General features: G+C 39.2%; 21 protein-coding genes. 18 read left to right on the plus strand and 3 right to left on the minus strand.

What is annotated here, in order from left to right:
- Positions 1-481: 481 nt before the first annotated feature.
- From K8P02_RS19455 to K8P02_RS19470, 4 genes are all read left to right on the plus strand, one after another.
- Positions 482-1,387, plus strand: a complete 906-nt coding sequence (locus K8P02_RS19455) for an alpha-1,2-fucosyltransferase (RefSeq protein ID WP_025866595.1) — start codon at positions 482-484, stop codon at positions 1,385-1,387.
- Between the two features lie 16 nt (positions 1,388-1,403).
- Entirely contained in the window at positions 1,404-2,339 is a 936-nt protein-coding gene (locus K8P02_RS19460; RefSeq protein ID WP_025866596.1) for an O-fucosyltransferase family protein, read from the plus strand.
- A gap of 133 nt (positions 2,340-2,472) precedes the next feature.
- Positions 2,473-4,305: an ABC transporter ATP-binding protein gene (locus K8P02_RS19465; RefSeq protein ID WP_025866597.1), complete on the plus strand. Its 1,833-nt coding sequence runs from the start codon at positions 2,473-2,475 to the stop codon at positions 4,303-4,305.
- Positions 4,306-4,316: 11 nt separating this feature from the next.
- Positions 4,317-5,549 (plus strand): hypothetical protein, encoded by a 1,233-nt coding sequence (locus K8P02_RS19470; protein WP_002558702.1) that lies wholly within the window; start codon positions 4,317-4,319, stop codon positions 5,547-5,549.
- A 1-nt stretch (position 5,550) separates the two neighbouring features.
- Here the strand turns inward: K8P02_RS19470 and K8P02_RS19475 are convergent, their stop codons facing one another.
- Entirely contained in the window at positions 5,551-6,183 is a 633-nt protein-coding gene (locus K8P02_RS19475) for a ribonuclease H1 domain-containing protein (protein WP_002558703.1), read from the minus strand.
- A gap of 288 nt (positions 6,184-6,471) precedes the next feature.
- Between K8P02_RS19475 and K8P02_RS19480 the strand changes: the two genes are divergently transcribed.
- The 7 genes from K8P02_RS19480 to K8P02_RS19510 all read left to right on the plus strand — a co-directional run bounded on the left by K8P02_RS19480 (position 6,472) and on the right by K8P02_RS19510 (position 12,242).
- Entirely contained in the window at positions 6,472-7,074 is a 603-nt protein-coding gene (locus K8P02_RS19480) for a nitroreductase family protein (RefSeq protein ID WP_025866598.1), read from the plus strand.
- A 120-nt stretch (positions 7,075-7,194) separates the two neighbouring features.
- Positions 7,195-7,722 carry a shikimate kinase gene (locus K8P02_RS19485; RefSeq protein ID WP_002558705.1) on the plus strand — a complete coding sequence of 176 codons (528 nt, stop codon included), beginning with the start codon at positions 7,195-7,197 and terminating at the stop codon, positions 7,720-7,722.
- 120 nt (positions 7,723-7,842) lie between these two features.
- Positions 7,843-9,735, plus strand: coding sequence for a biosynthetic arginine decarboxylase (gene speA / locus K8P02_RS19490; protein ID WP_002558706.1), 1,893 nt, complete (start codon positions 7,843-7,845; stop codon positions 9,733-9,735).
- A 181-nt stretch (positions 9,736-9,916) separates the two neighbouring features.
- Complete coding sequence (gene argB, locus K8P02_RS19495) at positions 9,917-10,690, plus strand: acetylglutamate kinase (RefSeq protein ID WP_025866599.1); 774 nt, start codon at positions 9,917-9,919, stop codon at positions 10,688-10,690.
- Positions 10,691-10,751: 61 nt separating this feature from the next.
- A complete protein-coding gene (locus tag K8P02_RS19500) occupies positions 10,752-11,261 on the plus strand; it encodes an RNA polymerase sigma factor (RefSeq protein WP_025866600.1) in 510 nt (169 codons plus the stop codon).
- Positions 11,251-11,760 carry a hypothetical protein gene (locus K8P02_RS19505; RefSeq protein ID WP_002558709.1) on the plus strand — a complete coding sequence of 170 codons (510 nt, stop codon included), beginning with the start codon at positions 11,251-11,253 and terminating at the stop codon, positions 11,758-11,760. Before K8P02_RS19500 ends, K8P02_RS19505 begins: the two co-directional genes overlap by 11 nt.
- Positions 11,760-12,242 (plus strand): DUF4252 domain-containing protein, encoded by a 483-nt coding sequence (locus tag K8P02_RS19510; protein WP_002558710.1) that lies wholly within the window; start codon positions 11,760-11,762, stop codon positions 12,240-12,242. Before K8P02_RS19505 ends, K8P02_RS19510 begins: the two co-directional genes overlap by 1 nt.
- A 362-nt stretch (positions 12,243-12,604) precedes the next feature.
- Here K8P02_RS19510 and K8P02_RS19515 read toward each other — a convergent pair whose 3' ends face one another.
- Positions 12,605-13,348, minus strand: a complete 744-nt coding sequence (locus K8P02_RS19515; RefSeq protein WP_025866601.1) for a head GIN domain-containing protein — start codon at positions 13,346-13,348, stop codon at positions 12,605-12,607.
- 269 nt (positions 13,349-13,617) lie between these two features.
- On the opposite strand from K8P02_RS19515, the gene K8P02_RS19520 reads away from it, so the two are divergent.
- Positions 13,618-14,316 (plus strand): YgjP family zinc-dependent metalloprotease, encoded by a 699-nt coding sequence (locus K8P02_RS19520; RefSeq protein WP_002558712.1) that lies wholly within the window; start codon positions 13,618-13,620, stop codon positions 14,314-14,316.
- A gap of 139 nt (positions 14,317-14,455) precedes the next feature.
- Here K8P02_RS19520 and K8P02_RS19525 read toward each other — a convergent pair whose 3' ends face one another.
- The gene (locus K8P02_RS19525; protein WP_002558713.1) at positions 14,456-14,851 is read right to left on the minus strand and encodes a hypothetical protein; all 396 of its coding nucleotides are present in this window, start codon (positions 14,849-14,851) and stop codon (positions 14,456-14,458) included.
- Between the two features lie 461 nt (positions 14,852-15,312).
- On the opposite strand from K8P02_RS19525, the gene K8P02_RS19530 reads away from it, so the two are divergent.
- From K8P02_RS19530 to fucP, 6 genes are all read left to right on the plus strand, one after another.
- Positions 15,313-16,293, plus strand: a complete 981-nt coding sequence (locus K8P02_RS19530) for a GntR family transcriptional regulator (RefSeq protein WP_002558714.1) — start codon at positions 15,313-15,315, stop codon at positions 16,291-16,293.
- A 72-nt stretch (positions 16,294-16,365) separates the two neighbouring features.
- Complete coding sequence (fucI, locus tag K8P02_RS19535) at positions 16,366-18,138, plus strand: L-fucose isomerase (protein ID WP_002558715.1); 1,773 nt, start codon at positions 16,366-16,368, stop codon at positions 18,136-18,138.
- A 65-nt stretch (positions 18,139-18,203) separates the two neighbouring features.
- Entirely contained in the window at positions 18,204-18,842 is a 639-nt protein-coding gene (locus tag K8P02_RS19540) for a class II aldolase/adducin family protein (RefSeq protein ID WP_002558716.1), read from the plus strand.
- Entirely contained in the window at positions 18,842-20,284 is a 1,443-nt protein-coding gene (locus K8P02_RS19545; RefSeq protein ID WP_025866602.1) for a rhamnulokinase, read from the plus strand. The genes K8P02_RS19540 and K8P02_RS19545 overlap by 1 nt, the downstream gene beginning before the upstream one ends.
- 14 nt (positions 20,285-20,298) lie before the next feature.
- Positions 20,299-20,694, plus strand: a complete 396-nt coding sequence (locus K8P02_RS19550) for an L-rhamnose mutarotase (protein WP_025866603.1) — start codon at positions 20,299-20,301, stop codon at positions 20,692-20,694.
- 23 nt (positions 20,695-20,717) lie between these two features.
- The gene (fucP, locus tag K8P02_RS19555) at positions 20,718-22,034 is read left to right on the plus strand and encodes an L-fucose:H+ symporter permease (protein WP_223381715.1); all 1,317 of its coding nucleotides are present in this window, start codon (positions 20,718-20,720) and stop codon (positions 22,032-22,034) included.
- Positions 22,035-22,187 lie beyond the last annotated feature (153 nt).

Raw genomic sequence — 22,187 nt, forward strand, 5'->3', positions numbered from 1 at the left:
AGGTATGGAATAGATTTTGGATAGACAAACTTCATAGAGAGTAATTTAATAGTTGTTTGATTGTGGTGGCAGGCAATGTTGTTGTATGGGTATACACAATTGATGAAATAATAGACTCTATTGCAATTTTGAACGATTACTTGGACGATTAACTTGTTGTATTAATAAATGTAAAATAGTCAAAATGATACACATTTTTACTTTTTTTGTTGGAAAAGTCTTTTTCTATTAATTATGTCCAATTTTATTTGACTATCTTTACCACCTAATTTTATGAATTCAAAAATATATATGCAATCTCTGTTGCTATACCAACTTATAATGAGCTAAATACCTAACAGGCATATCGCTTGTTGTTAGTCAGGCTCTATCTATCTACCAATTACTGCGTGGCGATTATGTAAATGATGGGGAAACTAATAATCTGATGATGTTCTGTATGGAAAGTATCAGTATTGCAACAGAGAAAAATATAAATAAAATGCGAAGTTTAGATTACGAGATTTACAAGGTACTGACAATGGGCAAGCTTATCCCTTCTAAGGTAGTTGTATCATTAGATGGAGGAATCTGTTCACAAATGCATCAATATCTGTTGGGGCAATGTTTTGCAGAGAAGGGAAAATCGGTTTATTATGATTTATCATTTTTTGAAGAATGGGGAAGTGATCTTGATCGACGGTTTGTTCGTAATTTTGATTTGTTGAAAGCGTTTCCGTATCTGTCTTTTAAGAAGGCTTCCAAAGTGATGATTCGCGTTTATAAGCGGAAATTTTTTTATTTAGGGAATAACACGGAAGGTCATTTGAGAATAGGAGATTACTCTTTTTTGCAGTGTACTGCTCCTGTTTATTTGGGTGGATATTATCAAATGCCCTCTGAACTTTGGTTGGGAAAATTTCGCCAATTATTTAAATGGAATTCTTGCATTCTGGATAAACAGAATGAGATGTTGTGTAATGAAATAATGAATCAACCTTACAGTGTTGCAGTGCATGTACGAAGAGGGGATTTAAGAAAAGAGGTTTTTGCTTACGGTAAACCTGCAACTTTGACTTATTTCCAGAAAGCAATTCAGTTTTTCAATGATAAACTTAAAATGCCTTTCTTTTATTTCTTTTCAGATGAACAGGATTGGGTTACAAAGGAACTTATTCCTCAATTGCCATTGTCTGGTAACTTTCAAATTGTTGATTTAAATGGTTCTGATAAGGGATATATGGATTTATGCCTTGTTTCTTATTGCAAACACCAGATTACGAGTAAAGGTACTTTAGGGAAATATGGCGCTTTATTCGGGGATAATCCGGAAAAATATGTGACACTTTGTGATGATGTAACCGAATATAATTGGAAGGAGCTATTGACGAATCCCATTTATTTGTAAATTTAATATTGTTAGAATGATTAATTTGGCAGAATATCAGAAATTGAATAATTCATTTAGGAATGAATTAATATTTCATGTTGGTGCTACTTCTGGATTTTATTCAGAGTTTAATAATATGGTACTGGCTATGATTTATTGCTTGCAGTGGCGGATTAAGTTTTCATTGTATTCTGAGGATGCAAATTTTAGGTATGATAAAGGCTGGAATGATTATTTTCTTCCGTTTTGCAAAGAAGTCAAAGGTGGATTTCATCATAAATATAATTTGAGAGATGAAGATCCGATGTTTGTAATGCATCGTTTTTTCGAAAGATTGAGATTGGCAGCTTATCGAATAGGACACAGGCATACTTATTTAACTTATGATTTGTTTTTTAGATTTCGGGCAGTTTTCTTTGAAAGAATGTGCTTTTCAGTTCCTGAGTTGGGAATAAAAGATAGCGATTTGCGCAATGTGGCTCGTGACATCGTGAATATGATTTATTGTTTTAATCCGGAAATCACACAAGATATTCATAAGAATATAGAATCGCTAAAGCTACCAGATCAATATATAGGTTTCCATATCCGTGGTGGTGATAAATTTGTAGAGCATAGATTGGAGGATTACAATAAGTATATTATGAAAGCCGAAGAGACATCTTCTGTTAGGAATGCCTATGTGTTCACGGATGAATATGAAATTGTAGAAAAGATGCGTCGAGACTATCCTGAGTGGACTTTTTATACGTTGACAGAACCTCGTGAGAAGGGATATTTCCATCAGGATTTTTTAAAGCTTAAACCTCAAGAAAGAAAGAGGGATATGGTGAAAATGTTTTCATCAATGGAGATTCTGAAGAATTCAGCTCTATTTGTTGGTACATTTGGTTCTAATCCTGGTATGTTTCTGGGTATGTGTATGGATCAGGCATATGGTGTTGATTATGACCATTGGCTGCTCTGGTAACCTATTTCTTGGTGAAATCCTGTACTTTATTGATTTTAACAAATTCTAAACTAAACAATAAAACTGAAGGAAGGTTCTGTAAACTGAAGATTTTCGTCTATCTTTGCATTCTAATTCATTTAATGACAAACTAATGAAGGAATTCTTTCAACTCATGCGCCGTTTTGTGGCGCCTTATAAAAAATATTTAGGGTGGGCTATAGTATTGAATGTACTGTCTGCTGTACTTAATGTCTTTTCATTTACGTTACTTATTCCTATCTTGCAAATTTTATTTAAGATGGATAATGAGGTTTATGAATTTATACCATGGGATTCCAGTATTGGGTTAAAAGAAAAGGCTGTGAATAACTTCTATTATTATGTCACAGATATGATTGCAGTAAATGGTCCTTCCCTTACTCTATTATTTCTTGGGCTTTTTTTGGCTTTTATGACATTGTTGAAAACATCTTGTTATTTTGCTTCTTCGGCTGTTATGATTCCTTTGCGCACAGGTGTCGTTCGTGATATTCGTGTTATGGTATATTCAAAAGTGATGTCATTGCCTTTGGGTTTTTTTTCAGAAGAGCGTAAAGGGGATATTATTGCTCGTATGAGTGGAGATGTCGGTGAAGTGGAGAATTCTATTACTAGTTCACTGGATATGTTAATAAAGAATCCGATTTTGATTCTCTTCTATTTTGGGACTCTGATTGTTACGAGCTGGCAATTGACTTTATTCACTATACTTGTATTGCCTGGAATGGGATGGCTGATGGGTGTGGTAGGAAAGAAGCTAAAGCGCCAATCTTTGGAAGCACAGGCAAAGTGGAGTGATACGATGTCGCAACTGGAAGAAACATTGGGGGGACTTCGTATTATCAAAGCTTTTATTGCGGAGAAGAAAATGGTAGATCGTTTTACTAAATGTAGCAATGAATTTAGAGACGCTACCAATAAGGTAGCAATGCGGCAATCATTAGCTCACCCAATGAGTGAATTCTTGGGCACTTTGTTGATTGTGGTTGTGTTGTGGTTTGGAGGGTCGTTGATATTAGGGAACAATTCTTCGATAGATGCTCCGTCGTTTATTTTCTATATGGTGATTCTTTATAGTGTCATCAATCCGTTGAAAGACTTTTCAAAAGCAGGTTATAATATCCCGAAGGGATTGGCGTCTATGGAGCGCGTAGATAAGATATTGAAAGCTGAGAATAAGATTAAGGAATCTCCTAATCCGAAGCCTTTGAAAGGATTGAATGAAAAAATTGAATTCAAAAACATCAGTTTTAGTTATGATGGCAAACGTGAGGTTTTAAAGGATGTCAATATTACAATATCAAAAGGAAAAACAATCGCTTTAGTTGGACAATCCGGATCCGGCAAGTCTACATTGGTTGATTTGTTGCCTCGCTATCATGATGTGCAAGGAGGAGATATAAAGATTGATGGTACGAGTATTAAGGATGTACGTATATCTGATTTGCGTGGTTTGATTGGAAATGTAAATCAGGATGCTATCCTTTTTAATGATACTTTCTTCAATAACATTGCTTTCGGTGTGGAAAATGCAACTATGGAACAAGTGATAGAGGCTGCCAAGATTGCTAATGCCCATGATTTTATCATGGAAAAGGAAGATGGTTATAATACCAATATCGGAGACCGTGGTGGTAAACTGTCCGGAGGGCAGCGCCAACGTATCAGTATTGCCCGTGCCATATTGAAAAATCCTCCGATTTTGATTCTTGATGAAGCAACTTCTGCTCTTGATACAGAATCTGAACGTCTGGTACAGGAAGCTCTTGAAAGATTAATGAAAACACGTACGACGATTGCTATTGCCCATCGGCTTTCGACAATAAAGAATGCAGATGAAATTTGCGTACTTTATGAAGGAGAGATTGTAGAACGCGGTAAGCATGAAGAGTTATTGGAAATGAACGGATACTATAAGCGGCTGAATGATATGCAATCTCTTTGATAGATGGTAAAATGAAATACGGCAGATATATTGGATGGACAGGTTGTTTGGTGATGCTTCTCATAGCAACTACAACGGTCCGGGCACAAGTGGAGGAGAAAGTATGTAAGACTGATTACAAGATTAATCCTGAACGTGTAGGAGAGTTGTCGGTAGAACTGGATAATATCAGTTTTTTTAAAGATAACGAGTATGCCGGTACTGTGATGAAAGGATATTCGTTGCCGGGTATGTGGCTGGAACCTAAAGTTGTCTATTATCCGCTGAAAAATATGAAACTGGAGTTGGGAGCACATGCATTGATTTATAGCGGTGCTTATAAATTTCCCAATTATGCCTATCATGATATAGCTACCTGGAAAGGAAATCAATACCAACGTGGAACGCATATCTTGCCTTATTTCAGAGCGCAGTTGGCTTTGTCTCATGTGAATCTTATCCTAGGAGATATTTACGGTGGCTCTAATCATGGTCTGATTGCTCCTCTTTATAGTCCGGAGTTAAATCTGACCGCTGATCCGGAGATGGGATTACAATTTCTATATGATTCCCGGCATTTACATCTGGATGCATGGGTCAACTGGCTGAGTTATATTTTTGAAGAAGATACCCACCAGGAAGCATTTATAGTAGGGGTGTCATCGCTTATAAAATACAATGACCCTAAGGCTCGTTTTCATTATTATACTCCTGTACAAATGACTATTCAGCATCGTGGAGGAGAACAGGATACAATCTATACTAATTCGGTACAAACATTGATGAATGGTTCTGTTGGAGCCGGAGTAACCTGGAACGTAAATCGCCCGGTGCTGAAACGAGTGAATGTAGAAGTGGATGCAGTAGCCTATTATCAGCAGGCGGGACATTTATGGCCTTTTGATAAAGGAGTAGGGCTATACGCTGCTGCTTACACTGATCTTAAAGACATACGTGTGAAAGGTGGGTATTTTATGTCAAAGGACTTTATCTCTTTGCTTGGTATTCCTTATTTTGGCTCTGTTTCCACGAAAGAAGAGGGGGCGTTTTATAATGATCCGCAAACTCTTTTCCTTTCTGTAGAATATTCTCGCTCATTTGGTAAGCATTATGCTCTTGGCGCTAAAGCAGATATTTATCAGTATTTGCCTGGTACCATGACTAAAGCAGATGGGGAAGTGATAAAGCCAGGTAGTGCCACCAGTTTTTCTTTTGGTGTTTATCTGCGTGTGAATCCGAGTTTTCTGATAAAGAAGTTCAAGTAGTTTATTTTCTTCCGAAGTCAGCGGGAATTTCGCCCCATTCTTTGGTTTCCCACTTCAGAATAGGGGTAGAATAGGTGTTTTCTTTCAACCACTTCTCGGCACGTTCTATTAATAAAAAAAGCTGTTCCGTTTCAGCGGTGCGTGGCAATTTGGTTTTGCATCTCTTTTGTTTTACCCAACTGATAGCGTTCACACTGTCACTGTAGACGGGCATATCGAATCCTTTTTGTTTCAGTAGGGCAAGCCCATGTACTAATGCTAGGAATTCACCTATATTATTTGTACCTTTCATTGGGCCGAAGTGAAATATTTCCTGCTGGCTGGCTACATGTACTCCGCGATACTCCATCGGACCGGGATTACCACTGCAGGCTGCATCTACAGCAAGGCTATTCTCTATTACAGCAGCAGGCAACGTGTGTAAGGTAGGTTTATTTTCTTTTTTGTTTGTGGCATTTTTACCAATATATGCGTAGGGAGATGATGCGAGAGCACGTTCTGCTTCTTCCCGGCTGTCAAATGACTTATATTTGGCTCCTTCGTATCCTTTAATTTGTAGTTGGCAGTCAGTCCAGGAAGAATAAATGCCTGGAGTTACGCCTTCCCATACCACATAAAATTTTTGCTTTGCCATTCATCTTTTTATTTATTCGGGTGGTAAAGTTACAAATATATTTTAGTAAGTACTGTATTCTAGTTAAATGAACCTATCATTGAAACTCAGATTATCGCAAATTCACGCAAAAAATATCGTCTCTCAAGTACAGTAAACCTTCTAATTTGCGAAAATCTGCGATCATTTGCATTTTAATAAAACGTTGTCATAGTATGAATTAAATTTGAAGTACTACTTATCGAACAAGTTTTCAAGATCAGTTGTTCTCTATATAATAGATTATAAACCCAAAGAAAGGAGACTATGATGCAAAAATCATTTAAAGATGTCCTGAAACACAGGAGAAGTTACTATTCAATCACAAATCAGTCACCTGTTTCTGACGAAGAGATAGAGCGTATCATAAATTTTGCGGTAACCCACGTACCATCGGCTTTTAATTCTCAGTCGACCCGCGTCGTATTACTCTTGGGTGAGAATCATAAGAAACTATGGGAAATAGTGAAAGATGCTATACGGAAGATTGTAACTCCGGAGGCTTTTAAAAATACAGAATCAAAGATTGATAATTGTTTTGAGAGTGGTTATGGTACTGTATTGTTCTTTGAAGATCAATATGTTGTGCAAACGCTGCAGGATACATTTGTCAGTTATAAAGATAATTTTCCTGGGTGGTCCTTACAAACATCGGCCATGCATCAGTTAGCAATCTGGAGTATGTTGGAAGATGCTGGTTTTGGCGCTTCTCTGCAACATTACAATCCTCTGATTGATGAAGAAGTGCGTCGTACCTGGGAATTACCGGCCAGTTGGCATCTGATTGCTGAAATGCCGTTTGGTATGCCGGTTGGAGAACCGGGTGATAAAGAATTTAAAGCACTCTCTGAAAGAGTGAAAGTATTTAAGTGATCACGTCAGGATATAAATCGCTTAAAATCATAACAAATTTAGAGTAAATTGAAGTACAAACTTTATTTATTCTATAATTATATTACCTATCTTTGCTCTGAAAAGAAAAGATAGGTAATTATGATTCGTATATTCCTGACCGGCTATATGGGTGCCGGTAAAACAACTTTAGGGAAAGCTTTTGCCCGAACACTGAACGTACCGTTTGTTGATCTGGACTGGTATATGGAAGAGCGTTTCCATAAGACAGTGGGAGAGTTATTCGCCGAACGCGGTGAAGCAGGTTTTCGTGAACTGGAAAGAAATATGTTGCGTGAGGTAGGTGCTTTTGAAAATGTTGTTATCTCTACAGGTGGTGGTGCCCCCTGTTTCTTCGATAATATGGATTTCATGAATCATCATGGTAAAACTGTTTTTTTGAATGTCCATCCCGATGTTTTATTTCATAGACTGCGTGTTGCCAAACAGCAGCGTCCTATTTTACAAGGTAAAGAGGATGAGGAACTGAAAGAATTTATCATTCAGGCGTTGGAGAAACGTGCACCGTTCTATTCTCAGGCCCAGTATGTTTTTAATGCCGATGAATTAGAGGATCGCTCGCAGATTGAAAAATCAGTGCAGCGGCTACGCGATTTATTAAAACTATGACTTATTTGCGCCTTCCGAACCTGTCTTATTTAAAAAACGTGTCTTTCTGATTGTATACTATGGATTTATAACTATTTTTGTTGCCTTAAATATTTTATAAACACAACTGAATACATTAAAATGAGAAAGTGGCGTATTGAAGATTCTGAGGAACTCTACAACATTACTGGTTGGGGTACTTCGTACTTTGGTATAAATGACAAAGGTCATGTGGTTGTTACACCGCGTAAGGATGGTATAGGTGTCGACCTGAAGGAGTTGGTCGATGAACTGCAGTTGCGTGATGTGGCAGCTCCCATGTTGCTGCGTTTTCCGGATATTCTGGATAATCGGATTGAGAAGACAGCATATTGCTTTAAACAAGCTGCTGAAGAGTATGGCTATAAAGCACAGAATTTCATCATTTACCCCATTAAGGTAAATCAGATGCGCCCGGTTGTGGAAGAGATAATCAGTCATGGAAAGAAGTTTAATCTTGGTCTTGAAGCTGGCTCCAAACCGGAACTCCATGCTGTAATTGCTGTTAATACTGATTCTGATTCGTTGATTATCTGCAACGGATATAAAGACGAAAGTTATATTGAACTTGCTTTGCTTGCACAAAAGATGGGCAAGCGTATTTTTCTCGTTGTAGAAAAAATGAATGAGCTGAAACTCATTGCCAAGATGGCGAAGCAATTGAATGTGATGCCCAATATCGGCATTCGTATTAAACTTGCTTCTTCCGGTAGTGGCAAATGGGAAGAATCCGGTGGTGATGCCAGTAAGTTTGGATTGACTTCCAGCGAATTGCTTGAGGCACTTGATTTCCTGGAAAAGAAGGATATGAAAGACTGCTTGAAACTGATTCATTTTCATATTGGTAGCCAGGTGACTAAAATTCGTCGTATAAAGACTGCTTTGCGTGAAGCTTCCCAGTTTTATGTACAACTTCATTCCATGGGCTTTAATGTACAATTTGTCGATATTGGCGGTGGACTGGGAGTTGATTATGACGGAACACGTTCATCGAGTAGTGAGAGTAGTGTGAACTATTCCATTCAGGAGTATGTCAACGACTCTATCTCTACTCTTGTAGACGCCAGTGATAAGAATGGTATTCCTCATCCCAATATTATAACAGAAAGCGGACGTGCATTGACGGCACATCATTCTGTACTTGTTTTTGAAGTTTTGGAAACGACTACACTGCCCGAATGGGATGATGAGGAAGAGATCGCACCGGACGCACACGAATTGGTGCAGGAGCTGTATGGCATTTGGGATACTTTGAATCAGAACAAGATGCTTGAAGCCTGGCATGATGCACAGCAGATTCGTGAAGAGGCACTCGATCTGTTCAGTCATGGTATTGTTGACCTGAAAACTCGTGCACAGATTGAGCGGCTTTATTGGTCTATCACTCGAGAAGTAAATCAGATAGCGAGTGGGTTGAAGCATGCACCGGATGAGTTCCGTGGTCTATCTAAACTATTGGCCGATAAATATTTTTGTAATTTCTCGTTATTTCAATCACTGCCGGATTCCTGGGCTATCGATCAGATATTCCCCATTATGCCTATTCAAAGATTGGATGAAAAACCTGAGCGGTCAGCTACTTTGCAGGACATTACTTGTGACTCGGATGGGAAGATTGCAAACTTTATTTCGACAAAGAATGTAGCTCACTATATGCCTGTGCATAGTTTGAAAAGTAAAGAGCCTTATTATCTTGGAGTATTCCTTGTTGGTGCTTATCAGGAAATATTGGGAGATATGCACAACCTGTTTGGTGATACGAATGCAGTACATGTATCTGTAAACGAAAAGGGATATACAATTGAACAGATTATTGATGGTGAGACAGTAGCGGAAGTATTGGATTATGTACAGTATAATCCTAAGAAATTGGTGCGAACACTGGAAACCTGGGTTACAAAATCTGTAAAAGAAGGAAAGATTTCTGTGGAAGAAGGAAAAGAATTCCTTTCAAATTATCGCTCCGGGCTTTACGGATATACCTATCTGGAATAATAGAACCTTTGGCGAGGGTGCCCAAGGGTAAAATTCGCTATCATTAAAACGCAGATTACGCTAATTTACGCAAAGATTAAATAACTCTGCGGTAATCAGCGTTAATCTGCGTTTTTAAAGTTATATATTGATAGCTGTCTCAGACTTTTAACGCACCTTCCTTTATATAATATATAGAATTATGAGAGAAAAACTGACTGTTATTAAAGTTGGTGGCAAAATAGTAGAAGAAGAGGCCACACTTAACCAATTATTAAATGATTTTGCAGCTATTGAAGGACATAAAGTCCTTGTTCATGGAGGAGGGAGATCGGCCACAAAGATTGCAACTCAACTCGGCATTGAAAGTAAAATGGTGAATGGGCGTCGTATAACTGACGCCGAAACACTTAAAGTGGTAACAATGGTCTATGGAGGACTGGTCAATAAGAATATTGTAGCAGGCCTGCAAGCTCGTGGGGTGAATGCTTTGGGGCTGACTGGGGCGGATATGAATGTGATTCTGTCGGCCAAACGTCCGGTGAAAGAAGTTGATTATGGTTTTGTAGGTGATGTGAAGAAGGTAGACGCTTCTTTGCTGTCTGACCTTATATATAAAGGTGTAGTTCCGGTTATGGCTCCGCTGACTCATGATGGCGAAGGAAATATGCTTAACACGAATGCCGATACGATTGCCGGGGAAACAGCAAAAGCACTTGCTCAGTTTTTTGATGTGACTCTTGTTTTTTGTTTTGAGAAGAAGGGGGTATTACGCGATGAAAATGATGATGACAGTGTTATCCCGCAGATTACACCTGCTGAGTTTAATCAATATGTAGCCGATGGTATTATTCAAGGTGGCATGATTCCAAAGCTTGAGAATTCTTTTGAAGCAATTAATGCAGGTGTCTCAGAAGTGGTAATCACCTTAGCATCAGCAATTAATGGGGATAGTGGTACACGCATTAAAAAATAATTCAAAAAAAATACGATTGTACCTGTAACTTTTTATATTCTCACCCGTCATTTTTATAGAGATGCAAGAAATCAGTTTCCGAAACGACATACTTCCTTTGAAAGATAAACTCTTTCGATTGGCGCTTAGAATAACCTTGGATAGGGCAGAAGCAGAGGATGTAGTTCAGGACACCATGATACGAGTCTGGAATAAACGTGACGAGTGGAAGCAGTTTGAGTCTATTGAAGCTTATTGTTTGATAGTTGCAAAAAATTTAGCAATAGATAGGAGTCAAAAAAAAGAAGCTCAGAACGTAGAACTTACCTTGGATATGGCTGAAGAGGTTGATCTTTCCGGTCCTTATGAACAGCTGGTGAATGATGAACGGATGAAGATTATTCATCGGTTAATCAATGAACTTCCTGAGAAACAACGGCTTATAATGCAGTTGCGGGATATAGAGGGCGAAAGTTATAAGGATATTGCAAAAGTCCTGCATCTGACGGAGGAACAGGTTAAAGTGAACCTCTTCAGAGCAAGACAAAAAGTGAAACAACAGTATATTGAGATTGAAGAATATGGACTATAAGTATATAGAGCAGCTTTTGGAGCGATATTGGCAATGTGAGACTTCTTTGGAAGAAGAGTCAGAATTGCGTACTTTCTTCTCACAGGAAAAGGTGCCTGCTCATTTACTTCAATATAGAGATCTGTTTGTTTATCAGCAGGTTCAACAGGAAATCGGGCTGGGGGAGGACTTTGATGTACGTATTCTTGCTCAGGTAGAAGCGCCTGTAGTAAAGGCAAGGCGCCTGACATTGGCAGGAAGATTTATGCCTTTGTTCAAAGCAGCTGCAGTTGTTGCTGTGATGTTCTCATTGGGTGGTATAGCACAACATACCATTTTTGCCGATGAGGCTTTGGATTATAATTATGACGCCTACACAGATACATATGATGATCCGGAAGTAGCTTACAAACAAGTGTCTTCTGCTTTAATGATATTGTCTGAGGGAATCAATAAATCACAAGACCAGCATTTGGCCGACAGCGTGCGGGCAGGTGTAGTCGATATGATAAAGAAATAATGAAGAGCGTTCTTTTAATGTGCTGGATGGCATTGCTGTCTGTAGCTGTATCAGCTCAGGACTTTGCCTCCCGTTTTCTGACAGAGCATAAAGGAGATTCAAATCTGACTTGTGTCACTATCAGTCCGAAAATGATGGAGGAAATAATGAAAAGTGATGCTGAAAAAGATGATGAAATTCTGGAGATAATATCCAATCTGAAGAGTATGCAGATGCTTACTGCTAAAGTGAAAGGGCAAGAGTATTATGATGAAGCTCTGAAAGTGGTAGAAAAGAATTCCGGAAGATTTGAACCGTTTCTTTCTTTCAAAGACGGTACCGAAAATTGTCAGATTATGGTGCGAAAGAAGAATGATACGATTATTGAACTGGTGATGTTAATGCATGGGAAGAATAATTTTTCTGTGATTAATTTTACAGGTAATATGAGTTCAGAGTTTATCTCAAAACTGGCTGCTTCAATGAAGCCCAAACGTTCTTGATAAAAAAGACATTTTCATTTGCTTTAAACATATAATATAGTTAGTGTGCTTAATTAAAACAACTTGAGGCTGTGAAGTTTCAATTCTCTCAAATTTTTATAAATAAAACTAACTAAATAGATGGGCTACCGCGTGATGCAGTAGCCCTTTTATTATGTTTATCTGTTTCATCAGGGAAAAACAAAAAAAGGAAATTGCCTCACGGAAACTTCCTTTTTGTATCTCTGTTAGAGATAAAGTTATATGTAAGAGAGAATTTTAATAATCTATCTGATTCCTGCCTTTGAGAAATCTCTTATGCTTCCGAAGCATCTTTGCGTTGAAGTAACAAGCTACAGATGTTTTTGTTTCTGCAATTCTTACTATTCTATACTTTTTATGCTTCCCACACCTTTTTTACTGAATGTCTTTTGTACAGGTGAACCTTTATAGTGGATACTTCCTACACCTCTTACTGCGGCGTCCAATGACTCGACAGCATTGCATGATATATTTCCTACTCCGTGGGAAGAAGCTTTCACGTGAATAGCTTCCAGATTGGTAGCTTCTACATCGCCCACGCCTTTTGAATAGAGATTGGCACTTTCTGCTTTACCTTTCAGATTTACATTGCCTACTCCCATAGAACTCACTGTCAGATTTTGGCAACTAAGATCTTGTATCTCTATATTACCCACTCCTTTACTCTCTATATCAAGTGTGTTGGTTGTGAGTTTGTTTTCAATGTTAATATTTCCTACACCTTTGAAGTTAATACGGTCTAGATTAGGGGAGCTTACTGTAATTTTTAAGTTTTTGGTGTTCCTGATTTTTTTCTGTTTATCCATTGTAAGTACCAATGTATTACCTTTTACCGAAACCTGTATCAGGTTGACAAAATTGTCCGGTCCGGATATTTGGAGAGAACTTTTTCCGTCTATGGCTTGTGTGTAGTGAATGTTACTCACTGTATTGGCGTCTATTGCAGTGAAATTTTTAATCTCATAATCTCTGGTAATCATTTTCTTACTGGGTTTTAATCCTTCTGCCCTTTCGCCGATAAAGGTACAACTGGTCAGTAAGCAAACTAAGATTGTAGCTAATAATACAGTTAAATTCGTCTTCATTTCTTTTCTTTTTTCTGGGTTTTTGTATATTAGACGTAGTTTATCCTGGTAAAGTTGCATCTTATCTTGATTTTTTCGTATTGATATTTAATGAAGCGCGGATTAATGCGAGTTGGTACAGATTAAAAAGAGACTATTCTTTTTATACCTGTATCTGCCTCTTTACGAATATTTGCGTTTCAATAATTAACCGTCACTTACCCTGATTTTATTATGTTGAATTTGCTCTTCCGGTGGATTATTTGTTTATTTGCAGATGTATGAAAAGAATGGATGAGATAATTGAAGATAAGGAGTTAGGCACTTTGGTCATACGTGTTAATGCACGCGCAAGGAGCCTTGTGTTTCGTACAAAGAATGATGCTATTTATGTAAGTGTACCTCCTGGAACTACCTCTGCTGATGTTACGAATGCTATTGATCAGTTGCGTGTAAAGTTACGCGGGCTTAAGGAGAAAGTGGTTCGTCCATTGATAGACCTCAACTACCATATTGATACGGAATATTTTAAATTGTCACTTGTTAGTGGGCAACGTGATAAGTTTCTGGCTCATTCGGAATTGGGTGAAATGCGTATTATTTGCCCTCCTACTGCTGATTTTGCGGATGAGAATCTGCAAGTGTGGTTACGTAAGGTTATCGAAGAAGCTCTCAGAAGAAATGCAAAGATCATCTTGCCTCCACGGCTTTATATGCTGTCAGAACAACATAAATTGCCATATAAAAGTGTGAAGATTAACTCCAGTCGTGGCCGGTGGGGAAGTTGCTCGGCGCGTAAGGCTATCAACCTGTCTTATTTTCTGGTTCTGTTGCCTAAGCATTTAATTGACTATGTTTTGCTTCATGAACTCAGCCATACGCGTGAAATGAACCATGGAGATCGTTTTTGGGCATTGCTAAACTCTATGACTGGCGGTAAAGCTTTTGAATTGCGTGAGGAACTGAAGAAGTATAAAACCGATATTTGAAATCTTTCTTATATACTTGTATTACAGATTATTAAAAAGTACGTACTTTATAAGTATAAACTATGCATTTTAACTATGTGTTAAATAGGTAATTAACACATAGTTAAATACGTATTTTTATAATTCAGAGAATCTATGTTTAGCGTGCCAGTTGTTTTATTCCGTCTGTATCCTTTTCAAATCGATAGTTGCCTCCCTTCTCGCTCAAATCGAAAACAGATACTTGTTCTGTAATATTATCTACAATCATCAATGCGCTTTCTTCTGCAAAACGACCTATTTCTACAGTGACAGGTTCTTCTGATATCTGTTTGTCCATTATCAGGCTATCGTTCACAAAGAGTGAGAGCGAATCGCCTACAAATCCTTTTGTCAGATTAATTGTGTAGGTTTCGATAAAATGGCGGTCTGCTTCTTTGTTGCGTTGTAGCCTCATACTCATATAAACAAAGACTACTACAATAAAGATGACGGCAAATGCCAGAATGCCATTACCTATCATAAATTGTTTATTAGTGTTCAGACGATGTGTCATGATAATACTTTTAAAGTTTCGGGGTAAAGATACTGATTTTATTTGTGATAGCCTATAAGGAAGGGTATCTAAATAATGTCAATTTATAGCGAATGGCTATCACTATATTATCATGCTCTTTTATTCGTCTTTGGAATGTGTATGTAGGTGTGAAGATATCTATCTAATGTAGTAATGAACTTGTAATGTAAATATTGGGTATTGATATTTCTTTTCGGATACTTCTTTGGAATCAGGCGTTTTTTTAGGAGATGCGAATTCTACTGCTCCGTATTTATATTTATTGTATTCGCTACAGATGAAGCTGTATAGTGTGTAATTCAGGCTTTTCAGACGGTGTCTTTCGTGTTGTAGAACATATTCTTTTTTCTTGTTGATTTTAAATAAATTACTTTACTTTGTGGCAGGATGGTTCAGCATAGTTGTGCGTTCCATTCTTACTACCTTTTAATTCTAATTATATGGAAATCATTTTCGGACAACAAACTACTAAAGTGAAACAATTGGCTGATCTTATTAGCCAGGATATTTCAATAGGCAAGTATAAGGCTGAAGACGCATTGCCTTCCATTAATCAACTAAGTCAATATTATAAAGTGTCACGTGACACAGTTTTTAAGGCCTTTCTCGACTTGAAAGAAAGAGGCATTATTGATTCTACTCCAGGTAAAGGCTATTATGTAGTAAACAGGCAACGGAGTATCTTATTATTGCTTGATGAATATTCTCCTTTCAAAGATACGCTTTATAATAGTTTTATTAAACATCTATCGGTTCGTTATAAGGTCGATTTATGGTTTCATCAATATAATGAACGTTTATTTAATGCTATTCTGCGCGAGTCTCTCGGACGTTACAACAAATATGTTGTGATGAACTTCGATAATGAAAAGTTTTCTTCTGATCTTTATAAAATAAATCCTTCTAAACTTTTACTACTCGATTTCGGTAAGTTTGATAAAAAAGACTACTCTTATATATGTCAGGACTTTGACGATGCCTTTTATCAGGCATTATTACAGCTTGTTGATAGATTGCGACATTACAGAAAGTTGATTCTGCTATTCGTAAAAGGAACTAAACATCCTCAAAGCACTTGCATTAGCTTCCGTAAATTTTGTACAGATCACCAGTTTGAGTGTGAAGTGACAGACAATATGGATGAGATAAAGATTAGTAAAGGAGAAGTATATATAGCTATCAGACAGCTGGATGTGGTTAGTCTTATCAAGCAAAGTCGTATAAGCGGACTTGCATGTGGCGAAGATTTCGGCTTGTTGGCTTACAACGAAACGCCGGCTTATGAAGTCATTGATAAAGGGATTACTACGCTGAGTATTGATTGGGAAAAGATGGGAACTTTAGCAGCTGATTTCATCCTATCGGGTAAGCAGATACATACTTATCTTCCCACGGAAGTGCGGTTGAGAGGATCTTTATGATCCTTTTTTATCTCCTTGCTTCGGCATAGTTCAGCATGGTTTTGAAATGTTTTATTTATTAAATCATAGAATATGAAAAAGTATCCGAAAATTGGGATTCGTCCCACGATTGATGGGCGCCAGGGTGGCGTACGTGAAAGCCTTGAAGAAAAGACAATGAATTTAGCTAAAGCTGTAGCCAAATTAATTTCTACGAATCTGAAAAATGGTGATGGTACTCCTGTGGAGTGTGTAATTGCTGATGGTACGATTGGGCGTGTTGCTGAGAGTGCAGCGTGTGCAGAAAAGTTTGAGCGTGAAGGAGTAGGGGCTACTATTACTGTCACTTCTTGCTGGTGCTATGGTGCCGAAACAATGGATATGAATCCTTACTATCCGAAAGCTGTGTGGGGATTTAATGGAACCGAACGTCCGGGAGCTGTCTATCTGGCCGCTGTATTAGCTGGGCATGCTCAGAAGGGATTACCTGCTTTTGGCATTTACGGACGTGATGTACAGGATTTAAACGACAACTCTATTCCTACTGATGTGGCGGAAAAGATTCTTCGATTTGCCCGTGCTGCACAGGCTGTAGCCACCATGCGAGGTAAATCTTACCTTTCTATGGGGAGTGTTTCCATGGGTATTGCCGGGTCTATTGTTAATCCGGATTTTTTCCAGGAATATTTAGGCATGCGCAATGAATCTGTCGATTTGACTGAAATAATCCGTCGTATGACTGAAGGTATTTATGATAAGGATGAGTTCGTGAAAGCAATGGCATGGACTGAAAAATATTGTAAGAAAAATGAAGGAAAAGATATCAATATCCCTGAAAAGACGAAAACCCGTGAACAGAAGGATGAAGATTGGGAATTTATTGTGAAGATGACCATTATAATGCGTGATCTGATGCAAGGAAACCCGAAATTGCGTGAAATGGGATTCAAAGAAGAAGCCTTGGGACACAATGCTATCGCTGCCGGTTTTCAGGGACAACGCCAGTGGACTGATTTCTATCCGAACGGAGACTATTCCGAAGCTTTATTAAATACCTCTTTTGACTGGAATGGGATTCGTGAAGCCTATGTGGTGGCAACAGAAAACGATGCTTGCAACGGAGTTGCCATGCTTTTTGGACATTTGTTGACCAACCGTGCGCAAATCTTCTCAGATGTACGTACTTATTGGAGCCCGGAGGCTGTGAAACGTGTGACAGGAAAGGAACTTACCGGCCGTGCTGCCAATGGTATTATCCATTTAATAAATTCCGGTGCTACCACATTGGATGGTACGGGACAACAAACCAATGAACAAGGTGAACCGGTAATGAAACCTTACTGGGATATCACAGAAGCAGAAGTAGAAAAGTGTCTGGAGGCTACTACCTGGTATCCTGCCAACCGTGACTATTTCCGCGGGGGTGGTTTTTCATCTAATTTCCTTTCAAAAGGAGGTATGCCTGTCACTATGATGCGTCTGAATCTGGTGAAAGGGCTTGGCCCGGTTTTGCAGATTGCAGAAGGATGGACCGTTGAGATTGATCCGGAAATTCATAAATTGTTGGACGAACGTACAGATCGTACCTGGCCCACTACCTGGTTTGTACCCCGTCTTTGCGACAAACCGGCTTTCAGAGATGTATATTCTGTCATGAACAACTGGGGAGCTAACCATGGCGCTATTAGTTACGGACACATCGGTCAGGATTTGATAACCATGGCTTCCATGCTTCGTATCCCTGTTTGTATGCACAATGTAGAAGATGATAAGATCTTCCGTCCTGCTGCATGGAATGCGTTTGGTATGGATAAAGAGGGGGCAGACTACAGAGCTTGCACAGTTTATGGTCCTGTCTATAAATAATGCGAATCAGCAGTTGAAATATTTAATTAAGATACAGTACTTAAAAAAACAGATAAATAGGTCTTATGATAACAAATGAACAAATAGAGCAGTTTATGGCTCAGGCACATCGTGTAGGTGATGCAAATCTTACAATCTGCAGTAGTGGAAATATCTCGTGGCGTATCGGTGATGAAGTATTGATTACCGGTACAGGATCATGGGTACCTTCTTTACCAAAGGAAAAAGTTTCAATTTGTCGCCTTTCCACCGGTGAAGTCTTGAATGGTGTAAAACCTTCTATGGAGAGCGGCTTTCATTTTGGCGTTCTTCGTGAACGTCCGGATGTGAATGTAGTACTTCATTTTCAATCACATTATGCAACTGCGGTGGCTTGCATGAAAAACCGTCCTACCAACTTTAATGTAACAGCCGAGATTCCTTGCCATGTAGGTAGCGAAATTCCGGTGGTTCCTTATTATCGTCCGGGTTCGAAAGAACTGGCTCAAGGGGTGATTGACGGGATGAAGGACCACAATTCAGTGTTATTACTGAAACATGGACAGGTAGTATGTGGCAAAGATTTTGATGAGGCTTTTGAACGTGCCATGTTTTTTGAGATGGCGTGTCGTATTATCATTCAGTCTGGTGGTGATTATACTGTATTGACTCCGGAAGAAATAGATGATCTTGAAACGTATGTTTTAGGAAAAAAGACAAAATGATGTTAGATACTTATTTAGCTATAGATTTTGGTGCCGGAAGTGGCCGGGTTATGGCTGGATTTGTCAGTGCGGGAATGGTAGATTTAGAGGAAATCTACCGTTTCCCCAATCGGCAGGTAAAATTGGGTAATCATCTTTACTGGGATTTTCCTGCACTGTTTGCGGATATGAAACAGGGTATAAGTAAAGCAGTTCGTAGGGGGTATCATATAAAGGGGATCGGAATTGATACGTGGGGAGTCGACTTTGGGTTGATAGACAAGAAAGGTAATCTGTTGAGTAACCCTGTTTGTTATCGTGATTCCCGGACAAATGGACTTCCTGAAGAATTCTTTGCAGGTACGGATGTTTCACAGCATTATGCCGAAGCAGGTATTCAGGTGATGGCGATCAATACACTCTTTCAGCTTTACAGTTTGAAGAAAGAGGGAGATGCTACTCTTGAGATAGCCGACCGCCTGTTGTTTATGCCGGATCTTTTCAGTTATTTCCTGACTGGGACGGCAAACAATGAATATAGTATCGCGTCTACTTCCGAACTGCTGGATGCGCGTAGCCGGACGTGGAACTGGCCATTGATCCATCAGTTGGGCCTACCCGGTCATCTTTTCGGAGAGATTGTTATGCCTGGTACAGTGCGTGGACAGTTGAAACAAGATGTTGCCGCAGAACTTGGCCTGGATTATGAAGTAGATGTGATAGCCGTAGGTTCGCATGATACGGCAAGTGCTGTGTTTACTGTTGGCTTGGGGACAGGGTGCTCTGTGTCTGCTGATACGGATACTGTACTTGAAAGCGTTGCTCCTGCTACAAGCCTTCGTCATGCATTTTTGAGTTCCGGAACCTGGTCATTACTGGGGATTGAGCTCGATGAACCTGTCTTAACGGAAGAAGCCCGGCTGTCCGGCTTTACCAATGAGGGTGGAGTAGGCGGCAAGATTCGTTTCTTGCAGAACATTACGGGTTTGTGGATTTTACAACGGTTGATAGCTCAGTGGGGAGAAAATCAAAAGGAGACTGAATACGATGCTTTAATCTCTGCTGCTGAACTGGCAGAAATCACTTCTGTGATTGATGTCGATGATCCGGCTTTTGCCTGTCCGGCGGATATGGAAGTTGCCATAGCCCATTATTGCCGTACTCATGAATTGCAGGTACCTTCTACACAAGGTGAATATGTGCGTTGTGTACTAAATTCACTGGCTCAACGTTATAAAAGAGGGATCGAACAATTAAACCGTTTGTTGCCTGCTCCGGTAGAGGCATTGCACATTATTGGAGGTGGCTGTCGGAATAAACTGTTGAACCGGTTGACAGAAGAAGCATTAGGCATTCCTGTATATGCAGGTCCGGTAGAAGCTACGGCCATTGGTAACATTTTGGTGCAAGCTTTAGCCAAAGGTGAAATTGCAGACCGTAGAGAAATAAAAGGAATAATTTAAAAGCGAATAATTTTATGGAAACATCTATAAAGAGTTATCGGACGCAGGAATATCATCAGCCTGTAAAACGTTATTGCCGGACACTTGATTTGAGAAATGACCCTGAATTGATAGCTGAGTATCGTCGTCGGCATAGCCGTGAAAATATCTGGCCGGAAGTGATGGCAGGTATTCGCGAAGCTGGCATCCTTGAAATGGAAATTTATATTCTCGGTACACGTCTCTTTATGATTGTAGAGACCCCGTTGGAGTTTGACTGGGATACTGCCATGGCTCGTCTTGCCACTCTGCCGCGTCAGCAGGAATGGGAAGATTATATGTCGATATTCCAATTGACAGAGCCCGGAGCTACTTCAGCGCAGAAATGGCAGCCTATGGAGCGCATGTTTTATTTATATGAATCAGAATAATTTCTAATACCCCTTTTACCATTATGAACAACACTTCCAAAAAATCGATTTTGAGCAAAGACGGCGTTAGCTATCTTATCCCTTTTATTCTTGTCACCAGCTGTTTTGCACTCTGGGGATTTGCCAATGATATCACCAATCCCATGGTGAAAGCGTTCTCCAAAATATTCCGAATGAGTGTGACCGATGGTGCGTTGGTACAGGTTGCTTTCTATGGTGGTTATTTCGCTATGGCTTTTCCGGCGGCAATGTTCATTCGTAAGTACTCTTATAAAGCGGGTATTCTGCTCGGGTTGGGGTTGTATGCATTGGGGGCGTTACTTTTCTTCCCGGCAATGATGACCGGATGCTATTATCCTTTTTTAATCGCTTACTTTATTTTGACGTGTGGGTTGTCTTTTCTTGAGACGAGTGCCAATCCTTATATCTTGTCAATGGGAACGGAAGCGACAGCTACCCGCAGACTTAATTTGGCTCAATCCTTCAATCCGATGGGGTCACTATTGGGTATGTATGTGGCCATGAATTTTATTCAGAATCGTCTTAATCCGATGGGGACAGCAGAACGCAGTCAGCTTTCTCCTACGGAGTTTGAAGCGATGCGTGATTCGGATCTGGCAGTACTTATAGCTCCTTATCTCGTGATTGGAGTCATTATTCTCATTATGTTGTTACTGATTCGTATGGTGAAGATGCCTAAAAGTGGTGATCATTCTCATTCGATTGATTTTCTGCCAACGCTGAAACGTATCTTCTCTATTCACCATTACCGGGAGGGAGTTATTGCGCAGTTTTTCTATGTAGGTGCACAGATTATGTGCTGGACGTTCATTATCCAATATGGTACCCGTCTGTTTGTCTCTCAAGGGATGAGTGAGCAGGCTGCTGAGGTCTTATCTCAACAGTATAATATTGTTGCGATGATCATTTTTTGTGTGAGCCGCTTTATTTGTACGTTTATTCTGCGTTATCTCAATCCCGGGCTTTTACTGAAAATTCTCGCAATTGCTGCCTGTTGTTTTACGGTAGGAGTTATTTATTTCCAGAATATTGGTGGAATGTATTGTCTGGTGGGTGTTTCGGCTTGTATGTCGTTGATGTTCCCTACCATTTATGGTATTGCCCTTCAGGGATTGGGTGATGATGCCAAGTTTGGTGCTGCCGGATTGATTATGGCCATTCTGGGTGGTTCTGTCTTACCTCCGGTTCAGGCAAGCATTATTGACCAATCGGTTTTGTTTGGCATGCCGGCAGTGAATTTGTCGTTTATACTTCCATTTATTTGTTTTGTAGTGGTAACTATATATGGACACCGGTCTTATAAAAGGATGAAGAGGTAACTTTATAAACCAGAGATTCACGTTGATTTACGCAAAATTTTAACAGGTTTTAAATGAAATCTGCGTAAATTAATGTGAATTTGTAATTGGATGATAGCAGGTCTTGCTTTTTACACCCTCTCTCCAAAGGAACTTCCCTATTATTATAGTGGT

Origin of the sequence: Bacteroides nordii, assembly GCF_019930665.1 — a bacterium.
Classification (GTDB): domain Bacteria; phylum Bacteroidota; class Bacteroidia; order Bacteroidales; family Bacteroidaceae; genus Bacteroides; species Bacteroides nordii.